Genomic DNA, 26,346 nt, shown 5'->3' on the forward strand with positions numbered 1-26,346 from the left:
TCCTCAGCCGACGTGGGTGGGGCCGGCGTGCTTCCGTTCTTCGGCGAACCAGCGCAGGACAGGGAGGGTGCCTGGCAGCACCGGCTGCACCTGCACCGGCAGATCCTGCCAGGCCATGGCCTGCTGCTCGCGCATCTCGAACTCGCCGGTCCAGTCGAACACCTTGCAGAAATGCAGACGCACCCGGGCATGGGGGTAGTCCATCATCTCCACCTTCCAGGGATGGGCCGCACCAATGGTGATGCCCAGTTCTTCCTGCAACTCGCGGCGCAGCGCCTGCTCGACGGTCTCGCCCTGCTCCAGCTTGCCGCCGGGGAACTCCCAGTAGCCCGCATAGACCTTACCTTCGGGGCGGGAGGTCAGCAGGAATTCCGCTTCCTGGCCATGCGGCGATCGCCGGACCAGCACGCCCACCGCCACGTCGACCGGAACCCGGTCTTCCGGCCAGGCGGGACCATTCACCGAACTGGGCGAGCCGGCAGGGCTGGCGGAGGGAATGGCAGCCGGGGCCGATGGAGACACCGAAGTTCCTGCGGTGACGTCGGTCACGGCGGCTTCGGTGGATGCGGCTTCGGTGGATGCGGCTTCGGTGGATGCGGCTTCGGTGGATGCGGCTTGGGCTGCAGCGGGGATCTTGGCAGACTCAGACATGGTCCAGCCCCTGGGGGGCATCATCGTCAGTGGCAGAAGAAGCGCCGGCGCCGGAGCCGGCCGTGCCATCACGGGTGGCGGGCGAGGTCGTCGGCAGGCCGGCGTCGTCCGCACCGCCGCGACCGGCGAGGTCTCGCGCAAACTGGTAGGCCACACGACCCGACCGGGAGCCACGCTCGAGCGCCCACACCAGCGCCGGCTGGCGGGCGGCTTCGATCTGTGTCTCGGTCAGGCCGAAATGGCGCAGCCATTGCGCCACGATCGTCAGGTATTCCTGCTGGCTGAAGCTGTAGAAGCTGATCCACAGCCCGAAACGCTCGGACAGCGAGATCTTCTCTTCCACCGCTTCGCCGGGATGCACTTCCACATTGCCGTCGCGCTCGGCATGGGTGTAGCCGAGGTTGTCCTTCATCTGCTCGGGCAGCAGGTGGCGACGGTTGCTGGTGGCGTAGATCAGCAGGTTGTCGGTGGCCGCGGCGATGGAGCCGTCCAGCATCGACTTCAGGGCCTTGTAGCCGGCCTCACCTTCGTCGAAGCTGAGGTCGTCGCAGAAGATGACAAAGCGTTCGGGGCGATCGGCCACCAGGTCGGCCAGCTCGGGCAGGTCCACCAGATCGGTCTTGTCGACTTCGATCAGGCGCAGGCCCTGCCCGGCGAATTCATTGAGGCAGGCTTTGATCAGCGAGCTTTTGCCGGTACCGCGCGCGCCGGTCAGCAGCACATTGTTGGCGGGCTGTCCGGCCACGAACTGGCGGGTGTTGCGCAGCAGGCGCTCCTTCTGCGGCTCAACCTCCTTGAGGTCGGCCAGCCGGATGCCCGAGAGATGCTTCACCGGCTCCAGCCGCGCGCTCGCACCGCGCTTGCGGTAGCGGAAGGCGACGGAGGACGACCAGTCCGGCGCAGTCAGCGGCTGCGGCAGCACCGCTTCGAGACGGCTCAGCAACGCGTCGGCACGCTGCAGCAGGGCATCAAGGGCATCGGACATGGGCGGCAGTCAGAGCGGCGGCAGGGGCAGCGGTCAGGACAGCATCCGCATGGCGGCTTCGAGCTGCTCGGTGGGCAGGCGCTTGAAGCCCGAGCGGGCATACCGCTGCAGCCGGCCGATGATGAAGCTCACCAGCACCGAGGCCTGAGCCTGGGCTTCCACCGTGGGCGTGCTTGAACCCGAGGCTTCAGCGGCGGCGCGCAGGGCCTGACGCAGAGCGGATTCGACCTTGTCGAAGAATTGATTCATCCGGGCGACCAGCCGATCGTTTTCATAAACGAGGGCGTCACCCACCATCACCCGGGTCATGCCGGGATTTCGCTCGCCGAACTGCAACAGCACGGCCACGATGCGCTGGGCCTGGGCCAGGCCTGAAGGCTCGCGCTCGGCAATCTGGTTGAGCAGGGAGAAGATGCTGGACTCGATGAACTCGATCAGTCCTTCGAACATCTGCGCCTTGCTGGCGAAATGGCGATACAGCGCGGCTTCGCTCACTTCCAGGCGAGCGGCCAGGGCGGCGGTGGTGACCCGCTCCGCGCCCGGCTGTTCCAGCATGCTGGCCAGGGTCTGAAGGATCTGCACGCGGCGTTCACCGGGCTTGAGGCGCTTGCGCGGCAGCTCGGCAGCTTTGGTCGCGGCGGTATCCGTGGTGTCGGGGGGGCTGGTATGCATAGGCGGGGCCAGAACGAGTGCGTGGATTCTGGCACATGCTTTGCCCTCGCCCGGTGACGCAAGGCCAGGGTCCGGTTCGCCAGCCTCCTTGAAGCGGTCTCAGTCGAGCCAGCGCCGAGCGCCGTCCGGCGCCCGTCCCGCCGGGGGTCCGACCTTCAGTCCCGCAGCCAGCCGAGCCTGCGGGCCTCGTAGATGGCTTCCACCTTGGAACGCACCTGCAGCTTCCGATAGGTGCGTTTCACGTAGGTCATGATCGTGTGCGGGGACACATTCATGAACTGGGCGATCTCGTCGAAGGTGAACCCCTTGGCTGCCAGGTGCAGCACGCGGGACTCCTGTTCCGACAGGGCGACCACCTGCTCATCGACCAGCGGCATCGAGGCCGAGTCGGTGAAGCCGCGAGTGCCGTGGCCGTTCTGCGGCGCCAGGCGCAACAGCAGCCGCCGGGCAATGACCGGGCTGATGGGGCTGCCCCCGGCGCGCAGCGAGCGCAGCTGGCCGGGCAGGTCCAGGGCGAGCGAGTCCTTCAGCAGATAACCGGTGGCGCCGGCTTCGATGCTGGAGAGCACATGTTGCTCGTCACCGAAGACCGAGATGACCATCACCTCGCATTCGGGCGCCACATGGGCGGCATGGCGGATCAGCTCGATGCCGGAGCCGCCGGGCAGGTCGAGGTCGACCAGCAGCACGTCGGGGCGCGTCTGGTCGAACATTTTCCGGCCTTGCGGCAAGTCGGTGGCCATGCCAACCAAGCGGATATCTGGCGCTTTCTCAAGCGCATGGGCGAACCCTTCGCGAAAGCGAAGCTGGTCCTCGACGATCAAGACGCTGAACAGTGACATGCATTCCCTCACGGCTTAGAGGCCGTCCCAGCACATTCTGTGTGTCAGCACAACACACCGGCAATCCCCAGCTTGGAGTGGAGTGACCAAAGACAGGTCGGGTGCTGGGTGTGCCGCAGGAATGACTGGTTCTCCCTCGAGGAGCGCTCAAGGGCAAGGGGTGATCCCGCTGCGTTTCAAAATGTTGGTGGATGCTGCTCTACGCGACGGTGGATCCCCCGCGTTCCGGGGAGTGGCGCGGCGCCGTCAAAGGAACGACTTCAACTCACGCAGCCGCGACACGCGGCGATCCACGAAGGCGGGGCGATGCGGGTGATGGAAGGACGACCAGCCGCGCATCCACACGGTGGACATGCCCAGGCGCCGGGCGGCCTTGAGGTTGGCAAGGCTGTCCTCGACGAGGATGCATTGACTGGGGGAAACACGCAGCCGTGCGCACACATGGCGAAACATCCGCACGTCGGGCTTGGGTCGCCAGTGGCCGAAGATCTGCATCTCTTCCACCGTGATGACGGCATCGAAGACCTGCAAAAGATTCAGGGCGCGCAGCACGCGCCGCGCGTAGCGGGCGGGTGCATTGGTCAGCAGCACCTTGCGGCCGCGCAGGCGGCGCAGCCAGGCGATGTCGGGCGCCGAGGCCCGCAGGCCTTCTTCCAGCTGCGGCAGGGCGTGGGTTTCATCGAGAAAGTGCGAGCCCACGATGGCGTGATGCCGCACAAGGCCCAGCAATGTGGCGCCATAGCGCCGCCAATAGCGGCGCCGCAGATCCTGCGCCTCTTCGCCGGTCACGCCGAGATGGCGAACGATGTAGTCGTTCATCGCCGCCCCCAGCGCCGCGAAGATCCCCGCGGACGCGTGGTGCAGCGTATCGTCCAGATCAAACAGCCAGACCGGCTCCCGCATCGGGTCGGGAGGGGCTCAGTGCGATCTGATCATGGTGCCGTAAGCCTGCTCCGAGAGGATCTCCAGCAGCATCGCATGCGGCACGCGGCCATCGATGATGTGCACCGCCTTCACGCCGCTGCGGGCGGCGTCCAGCGCGGAAGCAATCTTCGGCAGCATGCCGCCGGAGAGCGTGCCGTCCGCAAACAGCTCGTCAATCTCGCGGGCGGAGAGGTCGGTCAGCAGGTTGCCCGCCTTGTCCAGCACGCCGGGGGTATTGGTCAGCAGCACCAGCTTCTCGGCCTTCAGCACTTCGGCCAGCTTGCCGGCCACCACATCGGCATTGATGTTGTAGCTTTCGTTGCTCTCGCCAAAACCGATGGGGCTGATGACCGGGATGAACTGGTCGTCCTGCAGGGCCTTCACCACGCTGGGGTCGATGGCGACGATATCGCCCACCTGACCGACGTCATGTTCCTTGGCCGGATCGTCCTTGTCGACCATCTTCAGCTTCTTGGCGCGGATCATGCCGCCATCGCGGCCGGTCAGACCCACCGCCTTGCCACCGGCGACGTTGATCAGGCCGACGATGTCCTGCTGCACCTCACCGGCCAGCACCCATTCGACGACGCTCATCGTCTCTTCGTCGGTCACGCGCATGCCCTGGATGAAGTGGCCCTTCTTGCCGAGCTTGTTCAGCGCGTCTTCGATCTGCGGGCCCCCGCCATGCACCACCACCGGATTCAGGCCGACCAGCTTCAGCAGCACCACGTCTTCGGCGAAGTCCTGCTGCAGGGCCGGATCGGTCATGGCGTTGCCGCCGTACTTGATGACGATCGTCTTGCCGTGGTACTTGCGGATGTAGGGCAACGCCTGGGACAGCAGCTCGGCCTTGTCCCGCGGGGGGATGTGGCTCAGGTCGCCTTGGGCGTGTCCGACCGGGGTCGGGGTGGCGGGCGCGGAGGAATCTGGCTTCATGGTGCGGTCCGGGCTGGAAGCGGATGAAAAACTCGGGCGGATTGTAGGACCGGCACAATGCCGGACATGCAAGTCCAGCACTATTTGAAACTATCGGTGGTCGTCGCCCTGGTGACCATCGCCCTGAAGATGGCGGCGTGGCACTGGACCGGGTCGGTCAGCCTGTTCTCCGACGCGATGGAGTCGCTGGTGAACCTGGCCGGGGCGCTGTTCGGCCTGGGCATGGTCACCATCGCCCGTCGCCCGCCGGATGAGGACCATCCCTTCGGCCACCACAAGGCGGAGTACTTCTCCAGCGCCTTTGAAGGCGCGCTCATTCTGGTGGCCGCCCTGGGCATCGCCTGGACCGCCATCGACCGTCTGCGCGCGCCGCAGCCGATCCAGTCGCTGGACATCGGCCTGGTGCTCTCCCTCATCAGCACCGTCATCAACGGCGTCCTGGCCTCGGCGATGCTCAAGGCCTCTCGCGAGCACCGCTCCATCGCCCTGGAAGCGGATGCCCGCCACCTCTTCACCGACGTCTGGACTTCGGTGGGCGTGGTCATCGGCCTGCTGGGGGTGCGGTTCACCGGCTGGACCTGGCTGGACCCGCTGCTGGCCCTGCTGGTGGCGATGAACATCCTGCGCGAGGCGGTGCACCTGATGTGGCGCTCCACCGGCGGCCTGATGGACCAGGCGCTGTCGTCCGAAGACCAGCTGGCCATCAACAGGGTGCTGCAGCGCTTCGCCGGCCCCGACTTGCGGTTTGACCACGTGGCCACGCGGATGGCGGGTCAGCGCCGTTATGTCGACCTTCACCTGCACCTGCCGGCGCCCTGGACGCTGGGCCGAGCGGCGGCGTTGCGGGGCGAGGTGGAGCAGGCGCTGATGCAGGCGCTGCCCGGCTTGCGCGCCAGCATCCAGTTGCTGCCGGTGAATGTGGAAACCCGCTTTGACGAGATCGAATGCACCCCGTCGGCCCCGCTGGGCGGCGATGCAACCCCCAACGCCCCCCAACCATGATCGCCCTTCTCCAACGCGTCCAACACGCCCGCGTCGATGTGGGGGACCGCTGCACCGGTGCCATTGACGCAGGCTTCCTCCTGCTTCTGTGCGCGGAGCCGCAGGACACCCCCGCCACGGCCGAAAAGCTCATCCAGAAGGTGCTCAAGCTGCGTGTCTTCAGCGATGACGCCGGCAAGATGAACCGAAGCCTGCAGGACACCGGCGGCGGCTTGCTGATCGTCTCGCAGTTCACCCTGGCCGCCGACACGTCCAGCGGCAACCGCCCCAGCTTCACCGGCGCCGCGCCGGCCGCCCTGGGCCGGGAGCTCTACGCGCATGCCGTCGCCTATGCTCGGGCCCAGCATCCCCTCGTCGCCACTGGAGAATTCGGTGCCGACATGAAGGTCAGCCTCGTCAACGATGGCCCCGTCACCATTCCGATCCGCCTGTGATCGATCAGAAAGAGAACCGCATCATGATCAGCTACGTCACTCTGGGCAGCAACGACCGCGTCAAGGCCAAAGCCTTCTTTGATGCGGCGCTGGCCCCGCTGGGCCTCATCGCTTCCTATGCCGATGATGAAATGGTGGGCTATGGGCCTCGCGGCGGGGAGACCCAGTTGTGGGTGGTTCAGCCTTTTGATGGCCTGGATGCCGCGGCCGGCAACGGCAACATGCTGGCGCTGGCGGCTTCCACCCGGGCGCAGGTGGATGAGGTGCATGCGGCCGCGCTGGCAGCGGGCGGCCGGGACGAAGGCCGCCCCGGTGTGCGGGAGCAGTACGGTCCGAACTTCTACGCCGCGTATTTCCGTTCGCCGGAAGGCCACAAGCTCGCCATCGTCTGCCGCACGCCGGCCTGATCCATCACCCAGCGATCCGACCAGCGATCCACCCAGCGATCCACCCAGTAAAAAGCCCGCCGGATGGCGGGCTTGTCATCGGCGGGCGAAGCCGCGTTCTCAGTCGGCGTTCTCAGTCGGCGTACTGACCTGCCGCCTTGATCACCGGGCCCCACTTGTTGATCTCGGCTTCTACAAACTTCTTGTGGTCGGCCGGATTCACCCGGGCGTCGGTCACGATCACCGCACCCAGCGCTTCCTCGCGCTTGTGGAAGTCCGCATCCTTCAGCGCCGTCTTCAGGGCGGTGTTGATCTTGTCCAGCACCGGCTTGGGCGTGCCCTTCGGGGCGTACAGACCGTGCCAGATCGTCACATTGAAGCCCTTCAGCCCGGCTTCGTCCAGTGTCGGCAGCTTGGCCAGGCCGCCGCCCAGGCGCTTGGGCGTGGTCACTGCAAAGGCCTTGACCTTGCCGCTTTCGATCTGGCTGGTGGTGTTGGTCGTCTGGTCGCACATGATGTCGACCTGACCCCCGATCAGATCCGTCATCGCCGGGCCGGTGCCCTTGTACGGCACCGTCGTCATGTCGGTCTTCAGCGTGCTCTGGTAGAGCAGCCCGCACAGGTGCGAAGCCGATCCCAGACCCGCATTGGCCAGGTTGATCTTGCCCTTGTTGCCGTCGATCCACTTCGCCAGTTCCGCATAGCTGCTGGCCGGCAGGGTCGGACGGGAAATGATGGTCATGGGCACTTCGTTGATCAGGCCCAGGTACTCGAAGTCATCCAGCGTCTTGTACTGCAGATTGCGGTAAAGCGAAGGCGAGGTTGCCATGCCGATGTGATGCAGCAGCAGCGTGTAGCCATCGGGCGAAGCCTTGGACACCTTGGTCGCGCCCAGCGTGCCGCCGGCACCGCCGACGTTCTCGATCACGATGGTGGCATTGAGCGGTTTGCGCAGGGCTTCGGCCAGATCCCGGGCCACCTTGTCGGTGGGGCCGCCAGCGGCAAACGGCACGACGATGGTCACCGGCTTCTCGGGGTAGTCGGCCCAGGCGGCGCCCACGCTCAACGCCGCGATGCAGGCGAACAAAGTCTTCTTCATGGCTGTCTTCCATCAGGAGTGTGTGGTGGCAGCGATGCTAAAGAACCAGACCCCGGTGCGACTAGCGGAAACTACGTAAGGGTGGCCGCATGAAGGCCGAACCAGCTCTGTGGCGGGGCAGCACCCAGGGGCTTGTTCCTTCATGAGGCGCCCAGCGTCCTCCCCCCTTCACCCCAATCGCCCCATGCACTCCACGCACGCACTCCGTTCCGCTGTCACGCCAATGCCTCACCAGGACGTCTTGAATGATCGGGGGGCAGTCGATCCGCCGGTGCCTCACGGCGCGGTCCCCAATGCCCTTCGCGCGATCCAATACAACCAGTCGGATGCGGCCTGCCTGCTGCGCCTGTTGGGCTCGATGGATCCCGTCGTCGCGGCGCTTCCCACAGACACCAAAGCGCAGTACATCGAGCGCTGCGACAGCATCGCCAGCTACCGCAGCCTGCATGCCGACAACATCCGCGCCGACCGCCCGTCGTTGAGGCACGGACCGTTCGCCAGGCCGGATCCTGTGCGGCAGAGCCATGCCCATCAGGCCTTTCAAGATCGGGACACCTTGAAGGACATCACGCGTCATCTGAGTGAGCTCACCGCCAGCCACATGGCCGAATCGGCGCTCAACATGCAATTTCAAATGGCGGCGCTGGACAAGGTCGCCAGCGGCGTGATTCCCCGGCCGGCCATCCTCCGGCAGGCCGAAGCGTTCCTGAAATCCCATCAACGCACCGCCCCCGCTTCCGACCCTGACGCCCTCGGCGTTGGCAAGGTGCACGACTGGGCGCAGCGGTTCACGATGCAGATGAAGTACAGCATCACGGCCTTCGAGCGGCTCCAGGACTTGGGAGCCAAAGTTCCCTTGAAGGCACTCGGTGCGCAGCGCGAGGCCTACATCGAGACGTTTGTAGCGGCTCAGAACGCCGCGGGAAGATCCGATCGGGCGGGCTTCGAAAAGCACTTCCAGACGCTGCAGCAGCTGTCGGCAATCCAACGGCGATCGCAGGAGCGGACCTCCCTCACCATGCCGTGACGAACCCGGGCTGTGGCCTTGATTCACAGCCGGTGCACGACCGCCGCATCAACGCCTTCAATCGTCCTGCCACTGCAGCAGCCGCCGCTTCAGATCGTCCTGCAGCTTGCGCACATCGGCGGCGCTGCGGCAGATGCGCGTCTCCCACTCCGGGCTGCGGGCGGGACGTTTGGCCAGCCTTGCGATCAACTGGTCGGCGCCCGCTTCCAGGGTCAGCACCTCCTGCCCCTCGAAGCTGAAGGTCGAGCCGCGCTCGGCCAGCGAGCGCAGGTCCCGCAGGGCGCGCTTGAGTTGCACCAGCGCGGCCTCCGGATTGAACGGCGGCAGGGCGAAGAAATCACCCGGGTCTTGAGGGTCTTCGGTCATGGCGTCTCCAAAGGTTCAGTTGAGCACAGCGATGTTTGACGTTTCAACAAGCGTACAGCGACATTCATAGGGTCAACCCCGGGGCGGATTTTCCCGAAGAGGGACTGTCCGTACAGTGTCAACCGGCGGCACGATGATCGTGTCATGTCTCTTTCTGCAACGACGCTGTCCCCGGAGACCCGCCCCGAGCCGCCGCGTGCGGTCCGGACTTCCGTGCGCGACCGGGCGAGAGCCGCTTCACCGCGGGAACTTTTGTCGGTGCCGTGGTTGGCGGGCCTGACGCCCGCCGAACGGCAGCAGGCGTCGAGTGGCCTGCTGGTGGTGGAGGTGATGCCCGGGGAAGCGCTGTGTCGAAGCGGACGGGCGGCGAGCTACTGGTTTGGCGTGCTCGAAGGCCTGCTCCGGCACAGCGAGCCGGGGGACACAGGCCGGCCCATGCGTTTTGGCGGCGTCGCTCCCGGCGGCTGGTGCTGTGAGGACACGCTGCTGCAGCGTGCTCCGTATCGAAGCGATGTGCGGGCCTTGCGCCGTAGTGTGGTGGCCGCGTTGCCGCTTGAGGATTTCCATGCGCTGCTGGGAAGCAGCCTCGGCTTCAATCAGTATCTGCTGTTGCAGTTGCACGAGCGCCTGGGCCAGGTGGACACGCTGCGTGACATGGAGCGGCGCAGCGACCCCGACCTTCGGGTGGCGCGGCACTTGGCGGCCCTGTCACATCCGCGGCTTCATCCGGGGGTGGGTGATCTTTTGCGCATCACGCAGCAGGAACTGGGGCAACTGGTGGGGTTGTCGCGTCAGCGGGTGAATGAGGCGCTGGGCCGACTGGAAACCGAACATCTGATCCGGGTGGCGTATGGGGGCGTGCAGGTCCTGAACGCCGGCCGGCTGCAGCAGTTTGGGAGTCCGGCTTCCGCCGGCCCCACGGCGTCCATGTCGGCATCTGCGGAGACCGAAACCGCGGCTGCGGCTGCGGCCTCTTCGTCTCAAGAGCCCCTCACGCCCCGAACGGCGTCGGCTCCGGCTGCTGCGGCGGACACGCCTTGAACTGCGTCACGTTGATTTCGTAGAGCAGGCTGGCGGCCTCTCCGGGGTGGTCCGCCACCGAGCCTTTGAGCCGCAGCCCCAGGCGCTCCACCGTCTTGCGTGCGGCCACGTTGCCGGGTGGCAACAGGGACTGCACCTCTCCAGACTTGAGCTCATGAAACGCCAGACGCAGAGCGGCCAGGGACATTTCGGCGGCATAACCGCAGCCCCAGAAATCGGAGCGAAAGTGGAATTCGAGCAGCAGCGTGGGGACGCCGGTCACCAGCGCGCGGGTCAGGCCGCCGAATCCGATGGCGCCTGCATCGGGATGGTCCTGCAGTTCCACCGCCCAGGGGCCAAAGCCGTCGGTGGCCCACCGGGCCTGCCAGTCCGCCAGACGGGTGGCGGCGCCGGTGCACTCGGTGCCGAAGCGAAGATTGGCCGGGTCCATCAGCGCTTCGTGTAGCGCGCGCAAGTCACCCGGAGCGGGGGCCCGTAGACGCAGACGCGCGGTGTGCACGTGCGAAGCCAGGCCGGGAACGGAGGTATGCGGCATAAACATAGGGTTATTACCTAATTATGCGCCGCACCTGTATCCGTACGCCAAAAGAGATGGGTCGCCGACTCTAACGCAAGGCCATTCAACGAGATGCGAACAGAGACCCGGGGGCTTCGAACACAGGTCGAACTTCTCGAACGCGCTTCGTGCGGGATTTCTCATTCCGCCTGACATCCGCCCACCCGCCGCCCGAAGCCCCTGTTCACGTGACCTTCACCTGCTTGCCGGCATGACATCGACTCCTATACTGTATGCCCATACAGTCTTTTTTCATCATGTCATCCCAGCTTGCCGAGGCGGGGACCCTGCCCGCTCCAGCGGGACTGCTGTCCCCCTCACAGAATGCCGCCGGCCCCGCGCCCGCGCCCTTGCCGCCCCATGTGGCGGAGGCGTTGTGGCGCGGAGATTCGCTCGGCCGGTCGTGCAACACCCGCTGGCCCAGCGGCTTCCCCGCGCTGGACGCGGAACTGCCGGACGGCGGATGGCCCTCGCGGCAGATCACCGAGATCCTGCAGCCGCAATTCTCCCTGGTTGAATGGCGCCTGGTCGGCCCGTCGCTGCGGGAAGTCGTGGCCGATGGCGCCGCGGTGGTGATGGTCGGCCCGCCCAAACGACCGCATCTGCCAGGCCTGCTGCATCTCGGCCTGAACGACCGCCAACTGGTCTGGCTCTCCGCCCGCGCGCCCTCCGAGCGGCTCTGGTGCGCGGAGCAGCTCATCAAATCCAATGCGGCCGGTGCCATCATGGCCTGGCTGCCGCAAGCCGCGCCTGAACAGCTGCGCCGGCTGCAGGTGCTCGCCCAGTCCTTTGACGGACCGGTCTTTCTCTTCCGCCCTCTGCAGGCCCGCCACGATCCCTCGCCCGCGCCGCTGCGCCTCACCGTGGAGGTGGATGTGGACTGGCAACTGCGGGTCACCCTCATCAAGCGCAAAGGCCCCGCCCATGAGCAGCCGCTGGTGCTGCCCTCCATCCCCGGTGGCCTGGAACTGGTGCTGACGCCGCGCGTCATGCGGCCGAGCGGCTGGGTGTCGGAACCGGATCGGGTGTCCGTGCCGGAGGCCGCTGTGTCGTCGTTCTCCCCTGCGTCTGTTGTGAAGGAGGTCCACCATGCTGTGGGTCGCCCTGATTCTTCCGCCCTCTCCTACTGACGCGGCCGAGGACCCGCGGGCGGCCTCTGCCGCTTCGTCCCCTTCGTCCCCTTCGTCCCCTTCGTCCGTTTCGCCCGATGCGCTGCGCGGGCTGGCCATCTGGTGCCTGCAGTTCACCCCCCGGGTGGCCCGCATGGAAGATGCAGTGGTCATGGAGGTCTCGGCCAGCCTGCGCCTGTTCCGCGGGCGGGCGGCGCTGCAGGCCCGGCTGGCGGATGAAGCCCCCGACCTCGGCGTCTGCAGCATCGGCTGGGCGCCCACGGCCACGGCCGCATTGGTGCTGGCCCGTTGCGGCATCACCGGTCTGGGCGACCGCCTGCTGCAGGTGGTGCTGGACCCGCTGCCTCTGGACACGCTGACCGCCGCCGCAGCCCATGCCGCCTCGCTCAGCCGGGCGGGCGTGCGCACGCTGGGGCAACTGCGTCAATTGCCGCGCGGCGGTGTGAGCCGTCGTTTCGGGGCGCCAGTGCTGGCGGCGCTGGACCAGGCCTATGGACTGCGCCCGGAAGTGCATGCCTGGGAAGCCTTGCCCGAGGACTTCCACGCCCGCATCGAACTGCCCAGCCGCGAAGACCGTGCGCCTGCGCTGCTGATGGGCGCCCGTCCGCTCTTGATGCAGCTGTGCGGCTGGCTGGCGGCGCGGCATGCCGGCGCCACCGGCATCACCCTGCACTGGGTGCATGACTCGATGCGCGCCCGCGACATCGGCGACCACGGCCAGCTCACCGTCCGCACCGCCGAACCCATCCGCGAGCTGGAGCATTTCTGCCGGCTGCTGGCCGAGCATCTGGCCAAGACCCAGCTGCTGGCGCCGGTGGGGGAGCTGCGGCTGGAAGCGCTGGGCGTGCAGTCGCTGCAGGAAGACAGCGCCTCGCTGCTGCCCGATGATGTCCGCACCGGCGAAACCCTCTACCTGACGCTGGAGCGCATCGCCGCGCGGCTGGGGCCGGAGCAGGTGCTGCAACCTGCCCTGGCGGACGACCACCGCCTGGAATGGATGACCCGCTGGCAGCCCTGCGATCCGGGTCGATCCAGACGCGGGGGCCGCGCACGCGCCTGTGCGGCGCCGCAGAACCCGGAGCCGGCGTTCCTGCTGGACGAGCCGCTGCGCCTGGCGGTACGGGACCATCGCCCGCACTACCAGGGACCGCTCACCTTGCTGATCGGCCCGGACCGGGTCGAGGGCGGCTGGTGGGATCGCCTGCCGGAGACCGACCCCATCGAGCCCCCGGCCGCCTCCGCTGCTCAGGTCCCGGGCGCCGATGCCCAGGGCCAAGGTGCCCAGGCCCAGGCAGCTTCGCAGACCGCCGATCGCCCCGGCCATCGCAACGTCATGCGGGACTACTGGGTGGCGGTCAACGACAACGCCGGCGTGCTGGCCATCTTCCAGGAGCGCCTGGCCGATGGCGAAGGCGCGTGGTATCTGCACGGCGTCTACGCCTGATGGGACGGACCGCTCATGACGTCGCCCTCCGCGGACCGCCCCGCGGCTCCCCGCCCCTCTCTGGATCTGTCCGCCGCCGCGCAGGCGACGGGCAGCTCCCCGCCGCAGCTGTCGCCATTGCCGCAGTTGCCGGACTATGCCGAGCTGCGCTGCATCAGCAACTTCAGTTTCCTGAAGGGGGCCAGCTGGCCTGAAGAACTGGTGGAGCGGGCCAAGGCGCTGGGTTATCAGGCGCTGGCGCTGACCGATGAATGCAGCATGGCCGGCATGGTCCGGGCCCACACCGCCGCCAAGGAGCACGGGCTGCGCCTGCTGGTGGGCAGCCAGTTCGAGATCCAGGATGCCCCCTGCGACTTCACCCTGGTGGTGCTGGCCTGCAACCTCAACGGCTACGGCAATCTCTGTCAGCTGATCTCCCGCCTGCGCCGCAACAGCGACAAAGGCACCTACCGCTGCAGCCTGCATGACATCGGCCCGCAGGACCTGGACGACTGCGTGGTGGTGGCCTGCCCCGACCGCTTTGCGCAGCCGCAGCCGCTGATGGCGCTGGCGCGCTGGCTGCTGTCGCGTTTCATGGGGCGCTGCTGGCTGGGCGTGGACCAGTTGCAGCGCAGTGACGATGAAATCCGTCTGCTGCGGCTGCGCGAACTCAGCGCACTCACCGAGATTCCGCTGGTGGCGATGGGCAATGTGACGATGCATGTGCGCAGCCGCAAGCCGCTGCAGGATGTCCTGACCGCCACGCGTCTGTGCAAGCCGCTGACCGAATGCGGCCAGGCCCTGGAGCGCAATGCGGAGCGCCATCTGCGGGCACGGGCGCGCCTGGGCATCACCTTTGCGCCGGACCTGCTGGCCGAGACCCTGCAGGTGGCGGCCCGCTGCGACTTCAGCCTGGACGAACTGCGCTACCGCTATCCCAGCGAAGTGGTGCCGGACGGCGAAACCCCGGCCTCGCATCTGCGCCGCCTCACCTACGAAGGCGCAGGACGCCGATGGCCACAGGGCATTCCCGCGTCCGTCAGCGAGCAGATCGAGAAGGAGCTGACGCTCATCGAAGAGCTGCAGTACGAGCACTACTTCCTCACCGTGGCGGACATCGTCGACTTCGCCCGCTCCCAAGGCATCCTCTGCCAGGGCCGGGGCAGCGCCGCGAACTCGGTGGTCTGCTATTGCACTGGCGTGACCGAGGTGGACCCGGCCCGCATGCAGGTGCTCTTCGAGCGTTTCATCAGCAAGGAACGCAACGAGCCGCCGGACATCGACATCGACTTCGAACATGAGCGCCGCGAAGAGGTCATCCAGTACCTCTACCGCAAATACACCCGGGACCGCGCCGCGCTGGCGGCGGTGGTCATCTCCTACCGCGTCAAGAGCGCGCTGCGCGATGTGGGCAAGGCCCTGGGCTTCGACCCGGAAGCGCTGGATGCGCTGTGCAGCAACCACCAGTGGTGGGACGGCATGGAGATCGATGCGGCACGGCTCGCGGAGGTCGGGCTGGACATGCAGCAACTGGCGGTGCGCCAGCTGCTGGACCTCACCCGCACGCTGCTGGGTTTTCCGCGGCATCTCTCGCAGCATCCGGGCGGCTTCGTGCTGACACATGGACCGCTGACCCGCATGGTGCCGGTGGAAAACGCCTCCATGCCGGACCGCACCGTCATCGAATGGGACAAGGACGACCTCGATGCGGTCGGCCTGCTCAAGGTGGACGTGCTGGGCCTGGGCATGCTGACGGCGCTGCGCAAGACGCTGGCGCTGATCAGCGAGCGGGATGGTGATGTCTTCGGCGTGCAGGACATTCCTGCGGAGGACCGCAAGACCTACGACATGATCTCGCGGGCGGAGACCATCGGCGTCTTTCAGATCGAGAGCCGTGCGCAGCGCAGCATGCTGCCGCGGCTGAGGCCCCAGTGCTTCTACGATCTGGTTGTTGAAGTGGCGATCGTCCGTCCCGGCCCCATCCAGGGCGGCATGGTGCATCCCTACCTGAAGCGGCGGCAGCAGCAGGAACCAGTGGTGTATCCCAGCGAAGCCTTGAAGGTCGTGCTGGAGCGCACGCTGGGCGTGCCGGTGTTCCAGGAGCAGGTGATGCAGATTGCCATGGTGGCGGCCGGCTTTACCGGCGGCGAGGCGGATGGTCTGCGTCGCTCGATGGCGGCCTGGAAACGCAAGGGCGGCCTGCAGAAGTACTACGACAAGATCGTGCAGGGCATGACCTCGCGCGGCTATGAACTGGCCTTTGCGCAGGCGATCTTCGAGCAGATCAAGGGCTTCTCGGAATACGGCTTTCCGGAATCGCATGCGGCCTCGTTTGCGCTGCTGGTCTACAGCAGCTGCTGGCTCAAATGCCATCGACCGACCGAGTTCCTCGCCGGCATGCTGAACTCGCAGCCGCTGGGGTTCTACTCGCCCAGCCAGCTGGTGCAGGATGCCCGGCGCAATGGGGTGGTGGTGCTGCCGCCCGACGTGATGTTCAGCGACTGGGACTGCACGCTGGAGCCCTGTGCATTCAGCCGCGCGGCGGATGCAGGCGGCGGGGATCGCGGCCTGGTTCGTGCGCCGATGGCGGTGCGCCTGGGGCTGCGTCTGGTGAAGGGGCTGCAGAAGGCTTCGGCCGACCAGATCCAGCGCGCCCGTGCGGAGGCGCCGTTTGACGATGCGGAAGATGTGGCGCGCCGGGCGGGTCTCAATCAGCAGCAGATGACGATGCTGGCGTCGGGCGATGCGCTGGCCAGCCTCAGCGGGCATCGGCGCCAGCAGATGTGGGACGCCGCGGCGCAGCACGCGCCGCCACCGCTGCTGCGATCGGCGCCGGTGCAGGAGGATTTTCTGGAGCTGCCGCAGGCGCCCGAAGGCGAGGACATCGTCTTCGACTATGCGTCGCTGGGCCTGACGCTGCGCAGCCATCCCCTGGCGCTGCTGCGCCCGCTGCTCAAGGAGCGTCGGCTCATGACGGCAGAAGAGCTGGACGCGTCACCGGACGGGCGGGTGGTGCGCGGATGCGGCATCGTTACCGTCAAGCAGCAGCCGGCCACGGCCAAGGGCACCATCTTTATTTCGCTGGAAGACGAGACGGGCGATGTGCAGGTCATCGTGCATCAGAAGCTGTGGCAGCGGCAGCGTCAGGTGATGCTGCATGCACGGCTGCTGGCGGTGCGGGGGCAATGGCAGCGCAAGGGTGAGGTCCGCAACCTCATCGCCGGTCATCTGGAAGACCTGACGCCTTTACTGGGGCGTCTGCAGACCGAGAGCCGGGACTTTCATTGAGGCGGCCTGCCACGGCATCCAGGCCTCCGGCGCCTGGGCGAGGCGGTCCGCGATGATGCCGAGCACGGCGGGATTCCAGCACAGGCCGCAGTGGCTGCTGTCCACTTCCACATTCTCGATCGAGTCGTGGTCTGCAGGCTGCAGGCAGGCTTCCCAGGCCACCACGCCGTCACTGCGGCTGTGGATGGCGGTCAGCGGCTGCGGCGGTGCGGTCATCAGGCGCTGCTTGAATCCGGGTTCCAGCACCGGCAGCGCGCCGCTCAACAGACGGTAGAGCAGGCTCACATTCGTTTGTGCGGCCTCACCGGTGATCGGCGTGCCGATGGTGATCACCTGACGGATGGGCACCGACATGCGCTTGGCAATCTCGCGCGCATAGATGCCACCGAGGCTCCAGCCGATCAGCGTGATGCCGCCTTCGTGGTCACCGTAGCGCGCTTCGACTTCATCGGCGAGTGCGTCGATCCAGGCGTCGATATCGCCGCTGGGGCCGGTGTTCAGGCCCCGACCCCAATCGCGCGCGTCATAGCCGAGCCTGCGGCAGAACTCCAGCAGCGGCGAGACGGTCTGCGCATCGGCCGCGAGGCCGGGGAACACCACAACGGGATGTCCGTCTCCGGCTTCGAAGCGGCTGTGGTCCATCAGACGGCAACTGGCGTATTCAAAGGCCGCGCGAAACGGCTCGATGCCCAGGAGTGTCCAGGACGGGGACAGGATGGCTGAATTCATGATGCACGGACCCCGAATCTCTATTGGGTCCGATGTTCAGGCCCACCCCCGCCCCTGAGAACCCCCTCAACGCCTTCAAAACAGGTCGGACGTGACCTACACCACGTCCGAACCTGCGGCGCATCATCGGAACAGGGCAATCAGGATGATGATGGGAATGGGCACACCGAGCATGTAGAGAAGAATGGATCGCATGAGAGTCTCCGGTGGTGAGGGGAATCAATCGTTCAGATCGCGCTGACGGCCGCCGATAGTGGCCAGCCAGCTGGCGGTGAAGGCACCGATCAGCAGGGCCACGAACATCCACAGGGCGGCCTGCATGGCGGCTTTTCGGGCGGTGTCGGCGGCATCGCGGGCGCGGGTTTCGGCGGCTTGCGCATCGGTGCGCGCACGCTGCAGCAGTTCATTCACGCGACGCTCTGCATCGGCCTGGCTCAGCCCGGTCCGCTGCGCCACCAGGGCGCCGGCCTGCCGCTGGTCTTCCGGCGACAGCGTGCCGCCCTGGCGCCATGCATGCATCACGAGACGACTCAGCTCCGGCAGCAGCTGGGCGGTGCCGACATCCGGCTGCGTACGCAGCGTGGCGGGATTGGCGCCGTTCAGGCCCGCGGCGTTGGCCGTGCCGCCTGTGCTGCCCGCGTTGCTTGACATGGCGGTGCTGCCAGCGCTTCCTGCCGCGCCAGCAGTCGTCGCAGTAGCTGCAGGGTCGCGGCGCATCATCGCATCCAGGTAGTAGCCGAGGTCAAAACCAGTGGCATCCCGCAGGCCGGACTCCATGCCGCCGTCACGACTGCTGCCCATCATGGCGCCGCCGCTGCCGTCACGACCGGCCCCACTCATGGCGCCAGCGCCTGCGGCACCTGCCGCGGCGACGGTGCCGCCGGCCACGGTCGAGGCCGCCTTCACGCCGGCACCGAGGATGCCGCTGATCGTTGCGCCGAGCAGCGCTGCAGTGAACAGCGTTGCCACGGCCCAGCTCAGCAGGCCGTGGGCGGTATCGCGGAAGTGCACTTCATCGACATGGGTGTCGCGCCAGCGGGTGCGCAGCCGACCGGCGAGATAGCCGCCGAGGCCGGAGGCGGCCAACTGCGTCAGGGCGAGCCACACGATGCCGGTCACGCCGATCGTCTGTGCCTGCGCGCCTTCGCCGGACCACGGTGACATGGCCGCCAGGCCCAGGCCGGTGCCCAGCACCAGCAGGATCAACGACAGTGCGGCGGCCGCCGCGGCCCCGGCGAGCACCGAGGCCCACGACACGGCCGACCATGTTCCGCTACTGGCAGAACGCAGTGCGCCGGCCTCGCTGCTATACCAGGCTTCATTCGCCACCATGATGGGTCTCCTTGAGGTGATGGCTGCAACAGGCAAGCCGCGCACCCAAAGCGCCGCTTCGTCAAATCCTGGGGACTTCACCGTGAGCGCCCTTCGCCCCAAAGGAGCCGCAAGGGCTGCAAGAGCCGTAAGCGCCGCCAGGGCCCAAAGGAGCCACCCCTTCCCAATGCGCCGCCCAGCGCATGGCCCTGCACACACACTGCCGCGTTCCCGCAGCGCCCGCCCGGCGCGCCGCCCTGTGTACGGAGGCACACACTCAGGCGCACAATCGCCGCATGCCGACCGCCTTCGTCTACCTGAAGTTGCCCACTCGTCACCTCCCGGCGGACCATCGCCTGGAGGATCGCATTGATCAGGCCTTGCGGGATGCGGGCCTGGGCACGGTGCTTGGCTGGGGCAGCTCGCTGGGCGATGCGCCGCCGGGTCAGATGCGGCCCCTGGCCTTTCTGCGCATCGACATTGAAGCGGAGAATCTGGACGGTGCACGCCAGCTGCTGCGTCCGTTTCTGCAGCGTGTGGACATTCCTGCAGGCACGGAGTTGCATTTCACGCGTGGTCACCAGCCGCTGCAGGATTTTTTCGACGGCACGGACTGGCGGTTGGAACAAATGGTCCCAGGTGCCAAGCGCAGCCTTCAGCGCTGACCTTCATCAATGAAGAGCTTCGGCCCATCGGCCATCACCCGTGGGTCTTGATGGGGGAGGACGGGCATGGCCAATTCCCATCACTGTTTCCAGACCTCGGTCCTGCGCCCCTGTATGCAGTGCTCGGTGGGGAAAGGGAGGAGCCAGGTGCCATTTGCGGAAGTCAAGGAGGAGACCGCGAAGCGGGCGGGGGACATGAAGCAAATGGTGCCTGGCTCCTTCCTTTCCAACGCGGACCTCAACAACTGCCAGTCGCAGAAGGGCAAATGCGCAAAAGCTCAAAAGCTCAAAAGCTCAAAAGCCCCAACGTAACGCCCGTTACCCGCATCCCTCCGATCCCGCAGAATCAGGCAAGCACAATCCGTCGCCAATGCCTCCCCCCAAGTCCCCCACCCAGATTCATGTCGAGCTGCACCCCGGCGGCATTCGCATCGGCCCGAATGAGCCCCTCCTGCGCAGCCGCCTGCTCCCCCGCCTGATCGCCGCCCTGCTGCAGGCGCATGAAGACGGCCTGGCCCGCCGAGACAGCCCGTGCAGCCGCGCCGAACTCTGCGCCCGCATGGCCGGCATGGCCGAGCTTCACCGCACCCAGGTCTGGCGCGCCATGGCGCAGCTGGCTCAAACGCCGCTGGCGCCGCTCATTGCCGCCCACACCCCCAGCGGGGGCCCTTTCTGGCTGCAGGACGCGACCTTCACCCGCTGCCGCTTTGTCCTGGACACCGGGGCTCCCGCCCAAGGCGCCGCCCTGGCTGACTGGCTCGGCCAACGCCCCGCCACCCATCTCCCGGCCGCCACCGCGCTGCTTCCCTGGTCCTACACCGAAGCCCTCGCCCGCGCCGACCACCTGCTGGACCGCGGTGAGCTCTATCCTGCGCGCCTCGCCCTCCAGCAGGCCGAACCGCAGCTCCCCGCCGACGATCCCCTCGCTGCCGCAGCGCTTGGCTGGCGCCGTGCCCGCATTGCCCGCCGCCTGGGCGACTGGGGCGCTCTTCAGGACGAACTTCGCGACCTCTCCCACACGCTCAACGACACCCGACTCGCTGCGCCGGAGCGCCAGCAGCTCCAGGCCCGCATCGCCATCCTGGCCGCCTGGCACTGGTATGGGAGTCTCGGCCAACCCTCAGCGGCGCTCGCGCGACTTGACGACGTCCCGCCCGCCGCCCTCGCCTTCGACCCCACGCTGCGCTGCGACCACGGCAACCTGCGCGGCATCGCCCTGCGCGAGCTTGCCCTGGCCCAATCCGACGCGGCACTCGCCAGCGCCTCCGTCGCGGCCCTGGGTGATGCGCTGCGCAGCGCCTCCCTCGCCGGCCTGCCGGATGCCTTGCAGATCTGCGCCGCCAACCTCTCCCACGGCATCGGCCAGCTCGCCCATGCCGGTCTGCTCGGCGACGCCGCCAGCCTGGAGGAGGCACTGCGCTGGCTGCTCCTGAGTGACGTCATCTGCACCCGATGGCAGCTGGGCCGTAGCTCGCTGCTCAACACCATCTTCCTGCTGCGGTTGTGTGGCCTTGGCGGCTGGCGCTTCTCCACCGTGCGTCGCATGGCCGAGGCGGCCGGCCAGCCGCTTCAGGCCGACTCCTACGCCGCCCTCGCCGCCCAGCGATGGGAAGCCTGCCGCGGCCGACAGTCGCAGATCCCGGCCGACCAGCGCTGCGCGTTCCTCCTGCTGTGGGCCCGCCACGCCGCCGCCGAATGCGACAGCTTCACCGCCGCAGACCTCATCCGCCAGGCGCGACTGCAAGCCCGCAAACTGCGCGACCCACAAGCCCGCCAGCGCTACCTCGACGAGGCGGCCGCGCTCAGCCAGCAAGCGCAACGCGCGTAACCGCAGATCAGCCCCCGACCGGGCCATCGCGAAGGAACACTGCGGCTCTCATCGACACCTCACAGGGAGCCCCTCATGAACACTGACGCCCAGACGTTCACACCGTCGCCGACCCCTTCATCCACTGCTGACGCCGCGCGGGCCACACAGGTCCCGCGTCGCAGCACCTTCCCCCTGCTTGCCCTCACCGCAGCGCTGACCTTCGGTCCGATCTTCGTCGCCCTCACCGGTTGCAAGGCTGCCAGCGCCCAGACCTTCGCGGCGAGCGCGCCCACCGTAGCGGTCACACCCGCGGCGAGCTCCGACCATCGCGAACGCTGGACCACCCGTCCCGAACTCCAGCGCCACTTCGACGCGCTCAACACCCGCGGCACCCTGGTCCTGATGGACTCGGCGTCTTATCAATGGATGGCCTCGGACGCCGCCCGTGCTTACATGCCGTACCTCCCGGCTTCTACCTTCAAGATCCCCATGTCCCTCATCGCCCTGGAGACCCGCGCAGCCCAGGACGAAAACACCCGCTTCGCCTGGGATGGCCAGCAACGCCGCCTGCGCGACTGGAACCAGGACCAGACCCTCGCCAGCGCCTACAAGGTGTCCGCCGTCTGGGTCTTCCAGCGCCTGGCCCGCACCGTCGGCCAGCCCACCGTGCAGCAGTTCCTCTACGACTTCCGCTACGGCAATGCCAAGGCCGGCCCGGTGGGCGACACCTTCTGGCTGGAGGGAGACCTGCGCATCAGCGCGGTCGGGCAGATCGAATTTCTGCGCCGCCTGCATGACCGCCAGCTGCCGCTGTCCGATGCCACCTATGCCACCGCCCGCCAGGTGATGCGCCGCGACACCGGCCCAGGCTGGACCCTGTATGCCAAGACCGGCTGGGGGGATGCAACCACACCGGCGGTCGGTTGGTTCGTCGGCTGGCTGGAGCGGGAGCGCGATCCGCGCCCGGTCTACTTTGCCCTCAACATGGACATGCTGCACGACGAGCTCGGCCCGCAGCGCGAGAGGGTCGTGAAGGACAGTCTGCGCGCACTCGGCTACCTGGACTGATCAGCCCTTGCGAGTCGCTGGGGCGGCTGCAGCGCGACGGTCGGAACCGCCGCCCATGGGTTTGATCGATCCATCCGCCCGCGCGCGGCCGGATGGCCGATACTCCCTCGCGTCATTCATTCCCGCAGGCAGGTGCCCACCATGAAGTTGTTCCCTTCCTTGTCCGCTCTCCGCATGACCCGGCGCCGCATGACGGCCCTGCGCGTGGCCATTCCCGCCGCGATGCTGGCCGTCGCCGGTCCGGTGCTGGCGCAGGTCACCGTCACGGCGCCCTGGGTGCGGGCCACCGTGGCCCAGCAGTCGTCCACCGGCGCCTTCATGCAGCTGAAGTCGGCCAAGGCGGTCAAGCTGGTGTCGGTCAGCACCCCGGTGGCCGGCATCGTCGAAGTGCATGAGATGGCCATGGACGGCCAGGTGATGCGCATGCGCGCCGTGCCCGCGTTGGAGCTGCCGGCCGACAAGACGGTCGAGTTCAAGCCCGGCGGCTATCACGTCATGTTGATGGACCTGAAGGGCCAGGTGAAGGTGGGGGACACCGTGCCGCTGACGCTGGTCTTTGAAGGTGCGGACCAGAAGCGCGAAACGGTGCAGGTCAAGGCCACGGTGAAGCCGCTCGGCGCCGCCATGCCGATGGACGATCACGGCGGCCACGGCGGTCACCAGCACTGAACCTCCGCACGCCTCGCCCACGAAAGCAGGCCCACCCGGGTCAGCCGCCGCGCCCTCCCTGCTTGGCCAACCCCGCCGCAAGGTGGTCCACCAGCGCCTTGATCCGCTGCGGCATGAAGCGCTGACTGGGCATCAGCGCATGCAGCGGCATCGGGCGGCCGACCCACTCGGGCAGCACCTCCACCAGCGCCCCGCTGGCCAGGCTCTCCCGCACATCCAGCTCGCTCTTGTAGGTCAGCCCCCGGCCTTCCAGCGCCCACAGATGGGCGATGCCGCCATCGTCCGCCGTGCGTCGCCCCTGCACCGCCACCTCCACGGCGGGCCCGCCCAGCTGGTCCTTGCGCCAGAACTTCCACTGCCGCTCCAGCCGGTCGCCGATCTTGAAGCGGATGCATTCATGGCCCGAGGCCAGGTCTTGCGGATGCTGTGGCCGCCCATACCGCTTCAGGTAGTCCGGCGATCCCACCAGCAGCCGCCGCCCGTCAAACAGCCGACGCGCCACCAGCCGTGAATCGGCGAGTTCGCCATACCGCAGGGCGACATCCACCTCGTCCCGCACCACGTCCTGCAGGCCGTCACCCACATTCAGATGCAGTTCCACCCCGGGGTGCCGCTCCAGGAACGCGTCCAGCAGCGGGAGCACCACCCGCCGCGTCAGGTCACTCGACGCACTCACCCGGATGCGGCCACGCAGCACCGGCATCGCCGCCTTGCCCTGGGTCGGCTCCCCTTCGTGCAACTGCGCCAGCCCTTCGTCCAGCAGTTCCAGTGCGCGCTGGGCGTAATCCCGCAGGCGCTCGCCCGCAGCGGTGAGGCGCAGCGCCCGGGTGCTGCGCTCCACCAGCCGTGCCCCCAGCCGGGCCTCCAGCTTCTTCAGCATGGCGCTGGCAGCGGCCGGGGTGATGTTCATGACCTTGGAGGCTGCCGTGAGACTGCCGCCGCGGGCGCATTCGACCAGCAGTCTCAGCTCGGCGGTATTTTCAATTTCCATTTAAAACTGATAGCGATTGAACTGACTTCATTGATTGTGCTCAAAGGGGGAGGATGACGCTTGTTGTATTGCTGGAGTCCCTCATGAAAGCTGTTGGTTATCTCAAGAATCTGCCCATCTCGGACGCTGAGTCGCTGATCGACGTCGAAGTGCCCATGCCGCAGGCCGGCCCGAACGACCTGCTGGTGGAAATCGCCGCCGTGGCCGTCAATCCGGTGGACACCAAGATCCGCAAGAGCCGTCCCGCTGCGGACGGTGCGCCGGTGGTGCTGGGCTGGGACGCCGTGGGTCATGTGCGTGCCCTGGGACCGGAGGTGAAGGGTTTCTCCGTGGGGGACCGCGTCTGGTACGCCGGCGACCTCACCCGCATGGGCAGCAATGCGCAGTTCCAGGCGGTGGACCATCGCATCGTCAGCCGCGCGCCCACCTCGCTCAGCGACGCCGAAGCTGCCGCCCTGCCGCTGACCGCCATCACCGCCTGGGAAATGCTGCATGACCGGCTGCAGGTGAACCGCGACCGCCGCCCGGTCAGCCTCCTCGTGACTGGCGCCGCCGGCGGCGTCGGCTCCATCCTCGTGCAACTGGCGCGGCAGTGTCCGCACCTGACCGTCATCGGCACCAGTTCCGATCCGGACGGCGCCGGTGGAGACTGGCTGCGCCAGCTGGGCGCGCATCACGTCATCAACCATCGCGAGCCGCTCGCGCCGCAGGTCGCCGCCCTGCAGACGCAAGGCGTGGCCCCGGTGCGCCATGTGGCCAGCCTCACCCACACGCCGCAGCACTTCAAGGATCTGGTGGAACTGCTGGAGCCCCAGGGCCAGCTGGCGCTCATCGACGACTTCAGCGCGGGTGACATCGACGTCATGGCGCTCAAGCGCAAGGCCCTCTCGCTGCATTGGGAATTGATGTTCACCCGGAGTCTGTTCACCACACACGACATCGCCGAGCAGGGTCGTCTGCTGGCGGAGGTGGCCCGGCTGGTCGACGCCGGCCAGGTGCGCACCACGCTGGCTGAGGTGGTGGGACCGATCAATGCCGCCACGCTGCGGCGCGCGCACGAATTGCAGGAGCGTCAGCGCCAGCAGGGCAAGCTCGTGCTTCAGGGTTTCTGAGTAGGTCTGATTCGTGAAACCTTACCGCCTCCTGACAGGGAGGCGGACCACTCAGGGGAAATCCTGGGTGACCGCAGACCGCACAGCGGCGATACCTGAGCCCCTCGAAAAACAATGCCGGGACGGCGAGGGAAATGCGGATGAGTGCTCGACTGCTGGGAGCGGATGCAGCGCATGGCGATGCGCATGCGGGGGAGCCGGAGGAAGGGCATGAACATGCCCTGCCACGTGCGGATCAAGCCAGGCGCCGCTGGAGACTGATGGGGCTGCAGATGCTCGCAGCCGCAGCAGGTTTCAGCGCCATGGCTTCGACCGCGCAGGCCGCCACGATCGGGGTCATCCTGCCCGGCAGCTGGCCGAGCGTGCAGCAGGCGGAAGCACTTCAGCAGGGCATGACCCTCGCGCTCAAGACCTGGCCCGGTGATTCGGTGCCCACCCTCATCGTCAAGGACAGCGCCTGCGACGCCCACAAGGCGGAGCAAGCCGCCGACGCACTGATCCAGGCCAAGGTCGACATCGTGCTGGGCAACTGGTGCGAAATCGGCAACGGCGCCGACCGGCTCAAGGCCGCGGGCATCCCGCTCATCTCCAGCAACGCCGAACGGGTGCCGGGCAAGGAACTGCAGGTGCAGCTCGGCCGCATCGAGCTGTATGCAGCGGAACGCATCGCCACCGAACTGCGCCGCGAGACCGGCCTGCGCATCAGCGCACGCACCTCCTGCTGGCTGGACTTCGAAGCCACGCTGAGCGAGCGGGTGGATGCGGTGCTCTGCCCCGTGCTGACTGTCGACAAAACCCGCTGGGACCAGGTGGCCAACACCTACACCGCCGCCTTCCGCAAACCGATCACGCCGTCCGCTGCGCGCGGATATGCGGCCATGGAGCTGGCGCTGAACTATCTGCGTCGCGCCAAGGGTGGCAAGACCACCGCGGCCCTGAAAGACACGCAGGGCGCCTCCACCTTGCTCGGCCCGGTGCCGGCCCTGGATGCACCCGCCCCCACCACCGCCCTGCAGCTGGTGTTCTCCCCGCACTTGCCGAAGATGAGCCCGCAGCAGGCCCAGACACTGGAGAAGCTGGTCAAGTCCAAGGGCTGCGGCTGCCCGGGTGGCACCTTGCGAGACGGCTGCCCCAAGGACGGCAGCCCCTGGAGCGACATGCCCTTCGTGGTGCGCGGCGGCGGCACCCCCGCCGCCTGTGCATCGGCCATCGGCGTTCTGGAGCTGTAA

Annotated in this window: 26 protein-coding genes; 14 read left to right on the top strand and 12 right to left on the bottom strand. The window is 67.4% G+C overall.

The features are described from left to right. Positions 1-3: 3 nt before the first annotated feature. From FHS28_RS22365 to argB, 6 genes are all read right to left on the bottom strand, one after another. Positions 4-462, bottom strand: coding sequence for an NUDIX domain-containing protein (locus tag FHS28_RS22365; RefSeq protein ID WP_088454157.1), 459 nt, complete (start codon positions 460-462; stop codon positions 4-6). A gap of 181 nt (positions 463-643) precedes the next feature. Continuing rightward, a complete protein-coding gene (locus tag FHS28_RS22370; RefSeq protein ID WP_088454055.1) occupies positions 644-1,636 on the bottom strand; it encodes an ATP-binding protein in 993 nt (330 codons plus the stop codon). A 33-nt stretch (positions 1,637-1,669) separates the two neighbouring features. Then, the gene (gene slmA, locus FHS28_RS22375) at positions 1,670-2,308 is read right to left on the bottom strand and encodes a nucleoid occlusion factor SlmA (RefSeq protein ID WP_088454056.1); all 639 of its coding nucleotides are present in this window, start codon (positions 2,306-2,308) and stop codon (positions 1,670-1,672) included. 155 nt (positions 2,309-2,463) lie between these two features. Beyond that, positions 2,464-3,150 (bottom strand): response regulator, encoded by a 687-nt coding sequence (locus FHS28_RS22380; protein ID WP_088454057.1) that lies wholly within the window; start codon positions 3,148-3,150, stop codon positions 2,464-2,466. Between the two features lie 246 nt (positions 3,151-3,396). After that, complete coding sequence (locus FHS28_RS22385; protein WP_088454058.1) at positions 3,397-4,053, bottom strand: pyrimidine 5'-nucleotidase; 657 nt, start codon at positions 4,051-4,053, stop codon at positions 3,397-3,399. A gap of 15 nt (positions 4,054-4,068) precedes the next feature. Beyond that, positions 4,069-5,010 (bottom strand): acetylglutamate kinase, encoded by a 942-nt coding sequence (gene argB / locus FHS28_RS22390; RefSeq protein WP_088454059.1) that lies wholly within the window; start codon positions 5,008-5,010, stop codon positions 4,069-4,071. Positions 5,011-5,076: 66 nt separating this feature from the next. Between argB and FHS28_RS22395 the strand changes: the two genes are divergently transcribed. Genes FHS28_RS22395 through FHS28_RS22405 form a run of 3 tightly spaced genes read left to right on the top strand, consistent with a single transcriptional unit; the run spans position 5,077 to position 6,853 of the window. After that, on the top strand, positions 5,077-6,012 hold the full coding sequence (locus FHS28_RS22395; RefSeq protein ID WP_088454158.1) for a cation diffusion facilitator family transporter: 936 nt from the start codon (positions 5,077-5,079) through the stop codon (positions 6,010-6,012). Then, on the top strand, positions 6,009-6,446 hold the full coding sequence (dtd, locus tag FHS28_RS22400) for a D-aminoacyl-tRNA deacylase (RefSeq protein WP_088454060.1): 438 nt from the start codon (positions 6,009-6,011) through the stop codon (positions 6,444-6,446). The genes FHS28_RS22395 and dtd overlap by 4 nt, the downstream gene beginning before the upstream one ends. 23 nt (positions 6,447-6,469) lie before the next feature. Further along, positions 6,470-6,853 carry a VOC family protein gene (locus FHS28_RS22405; RefSeq protein WP_088454159.1) on the top strand — a complete coding sequence of 128 codons (384 nt, stop codon included), beginning with the start codon at positions 6,470-6,472 and terminating at the stop codon, positions 6,851-6,853. Positions 6,854-6,965: 112 nt separating this feature from the next. Here FHS28_RS22405 and FHS28_RS22410 read toward each other — a convergent pair whose 3' ends face one another. Continuing rightward, positions 6,966-7,931: a tripartite tricarboxylate transporter substrate-binding protein gene (locus FHS28_RS22410; RefSeq protein ID WP_088454061.1), complete on the bottom strand. Its 966-nt coding sequence runs from the start codon at positions 7,929-7,931 to the stop codon at positions 6,966-6,968. Positions 7,932-8,172: 241 nt separating this feature from the next. Between FHS28_RS22410 and FHS28_RS22415 the strand changes: the two genes are divergently transcribed. Then, a complete protein-coding gene (locus FHS28_RS22415) occupies positions 8,173-8,958 on the top strand; it encodes a hypothetical protein (protein WP_184295440.1) in 786 nt (261 codons plus the stop codon). A 57-nt stretch (positions 8,959-9,015) separates the two neighbouring features. Here FHS28_RS22415 and FHS28_RS22420 read toward each other — a convergent pair whose 3' ends face one another. After that, positions 9,016-9,324: a hypothetical protein gene (locus FHS28_RS22420; RefSeq protein ID WP_088454063.1), complete on the bottom strand. Its 309-nt coding sequence runs from the start codon at positions 9,322-9,324 to the stop codon at positions 9,016-9,018. 144 nt (positions 9,325-9,468) lie between these two features. Between FHS28_RS22420 and FHS28_RS22425 the strand changes: the two genes are divergently transcribed. Then, positions 9,469-10,365: a Crp/Fnr family transcriptional regulator gene (locus FHS28_RS22425; protein ID WP_088454064.1), complete on the top strand. Its 897-nt coding sequence runs from the start codon at positions 9,469-9,471 to the stop codon at positions 10,363-10,365. Here the strand turns inward: FHS28_RS22425 and FHS28_RS22430 are convergent. Beyond that, positions 10,316-10,906 (bottom strand): GNAT family N-acetyltransferase, encoded by a 591-nt coding sequence (locus FHS28_RS22430; protein WP_088454065.1) that lies wholly within the window; start codon positions 10,904-10,906, stop codon positions 10,316-10,318. The genes FHS28_RS22425 and FHS28_RS22430 overlap by 50 nt on opposite strands. A 272-nt stretch (positions 10,907-11,178) precedes the next feature. Here FHS28_RS22430 and imuA point away from each other — a divergent pair, with 272 nt between their 5' ends. The 3 genes from imuA to FHS28_RS22445 are packed head-to-tail and all read left to right on the top strand — an operon-like array spanning position 11,179 to position 16,762. After that, positions 11,179-12,051, top strand: a complete 873-nt coding sequence (gene imuA / locus FHS28_RS22435) for a translesion DNA synthesis-associated protein ImuA (RefSeq protein ID WP_184295448.1) — start codon at positions 11,179-11,181, stop codon at positions 12,049-12,051. Further along, positions 12,011-13,495, top strand: a complete 1,485-nt coding sequence (locus FHS28_RS22440) for a Y-family DNA polymerase (protein WP_246410474.1) — start codon at positions 12,011-12,013, stop codon at positions 13,493-13,495. Before imuA ends, FHS28_RS22440 begins: the two co-directional genes overlap by 41 nt. 15 nt (positions 13,496-13,510) lie before the next feature. Continuing rightward, positions 13,511-16,762 carry an error-prone DNA polymerase gene (locus tag FHS28_RS22445; protein WP_088454067.1) on the top strand — a complete coding sequence of 1,084 codons (3,252 nt, stop codon included), beginning with the start codon at positions 13,511-13,513 and terminating at the stop codon, positions 16,760-16,762. Here FHS28_RS22445 and FHS28_RS22450 read toward each other — a convergent pair. Continuing rightward, entirely contained in the window at positions 16,721-17,491 is a 771-nt protein-coding gene (locus FHS28_RS22450; RefSeq protein ID WP_088454068.1) for an alpha/beta fold hydrolase, read from the bottom strand. The genes FHS28_RS22445 and FHS28_RS22450 overlap by 42 nt on opposite strands. A gap of 219 nt (positions 17,492-17,710) precedes the next feature. Next, entirely contained in the window at positions 17,711-18,823 is a 1,113-nt protein-coding gene (locus tag FHS28_RS22455; RefSeq protein ID WP_088454069.1) for a hypothetical protein, read from the bottom strand. 275 nt (positions 18,824-19,098) lie between these two features. On the opposite strand from FHS28_RS22455, the gene FHS28_RS22460 reads away from it, so the two are divergent. From FHS28_RS22460 to FHS28_RS22475, 4 genes are all read left to right on the top strand, one after another. After that, positions 19,099-19,467: a hypothetical protein gene (locus FHS28_RS22460; protein ID WP_088454070.1), complete on the top strand. Its 369-nt coding sequence runs from the start codon at positions 19,099-19,101 to the stop codon at positions 19,465-19,467. Between the two features lie 370 nt (positions 19,468-19,837). Then, positions 19,838-21,295: a hypothetical protein gene (locus tag FHS28_RS22465; RefSeq protein WP_088454072.1), complete on the top strand. Its 1,458-nt coding sequence runs from the start codon at positions 19,838-19,840 to the stop codon at positions 21,293-21,295. A 75-nt stretch (positions 21,296-21,370) separates the two neighbouring features. Beyond that, complete coding sequence (blaOXA, locus tag FHS28_RS22470; protein WP_088454073.1) at positions 21,371-22,345, top strand: class D beta-lactamase; 975 nt, start codon at positions 21,371-21,373, stop codon at positions 22,343-22,345. 189 nt (positions 22,346-22,534) lie between these two features. Continuing rightward, positions 22,535-23,014, top strand: coding sequence for a copper chaperone PCu(A)C (locus tag FHS28_RS22475; RefSeq protein WP_246410495.1), 480 nt, complete (start codon positions 22,535-22,537; stop codon positions 23,012-23,014). A gap of 40 nt (positions 23,015-23,054) precedes the next feature. Here FHS28_RS22475 and FHS28_RS22480 read toward each other — a convergent pair whose 3' ends face one another. Then, complete coding sequence (locus FHS28_RS22480) at positions 23,055-24,005, bottom strand: LysR family transcriptional regulator (RefSeq protein ID WP_088454075.1); 951 nt, start codon at positions 24,003-24,005, stop codon at positions 23,055-23,057. A gap of 83 nt (positions 24,006-24,088) precedes the next feature. On the opposite strand from FHS28_RS22480, the gene FHS28_RS22485 reads away from it, so the two are divergent. Both FHS28_RS22485 and FHS28_RS22490 read left to right on the top strand, forming a co-directional pair. Continuing rightward, positions 24,089-25,117, top strand: coding sequence for a zinc-binding alcohol dehydrogenase family protein (locus tag FHS28_RS22485; protein ID WP_088454161.1), 1,029 nt, complete (start codon positions 24,089-24,091; stop codon positions 25,115-25,117). A gap of 140 nt (positions 25,118-25,257) precedes the next feature. Further along, complete coding sequence (locus FHS28_RS22490; RefSeq protein WP_184295451.1) at positions 25,258-26,346, top strand: type 1 periplasmic-binding domain-containing protein; 1,089 nt, start codon at positions 25,258-25,260, stop codon at positions 26,344-26,346.

Source organism: Roseateles terrae (genome assembly GCF_014192155.1).
Taxonomy (GTDB): Bacteria; Pseudomonadota; Gammaproteobacteria; order Burkholderiales; family Burkholderiaceae_C; genus Roseateles; species Roseateles terrae.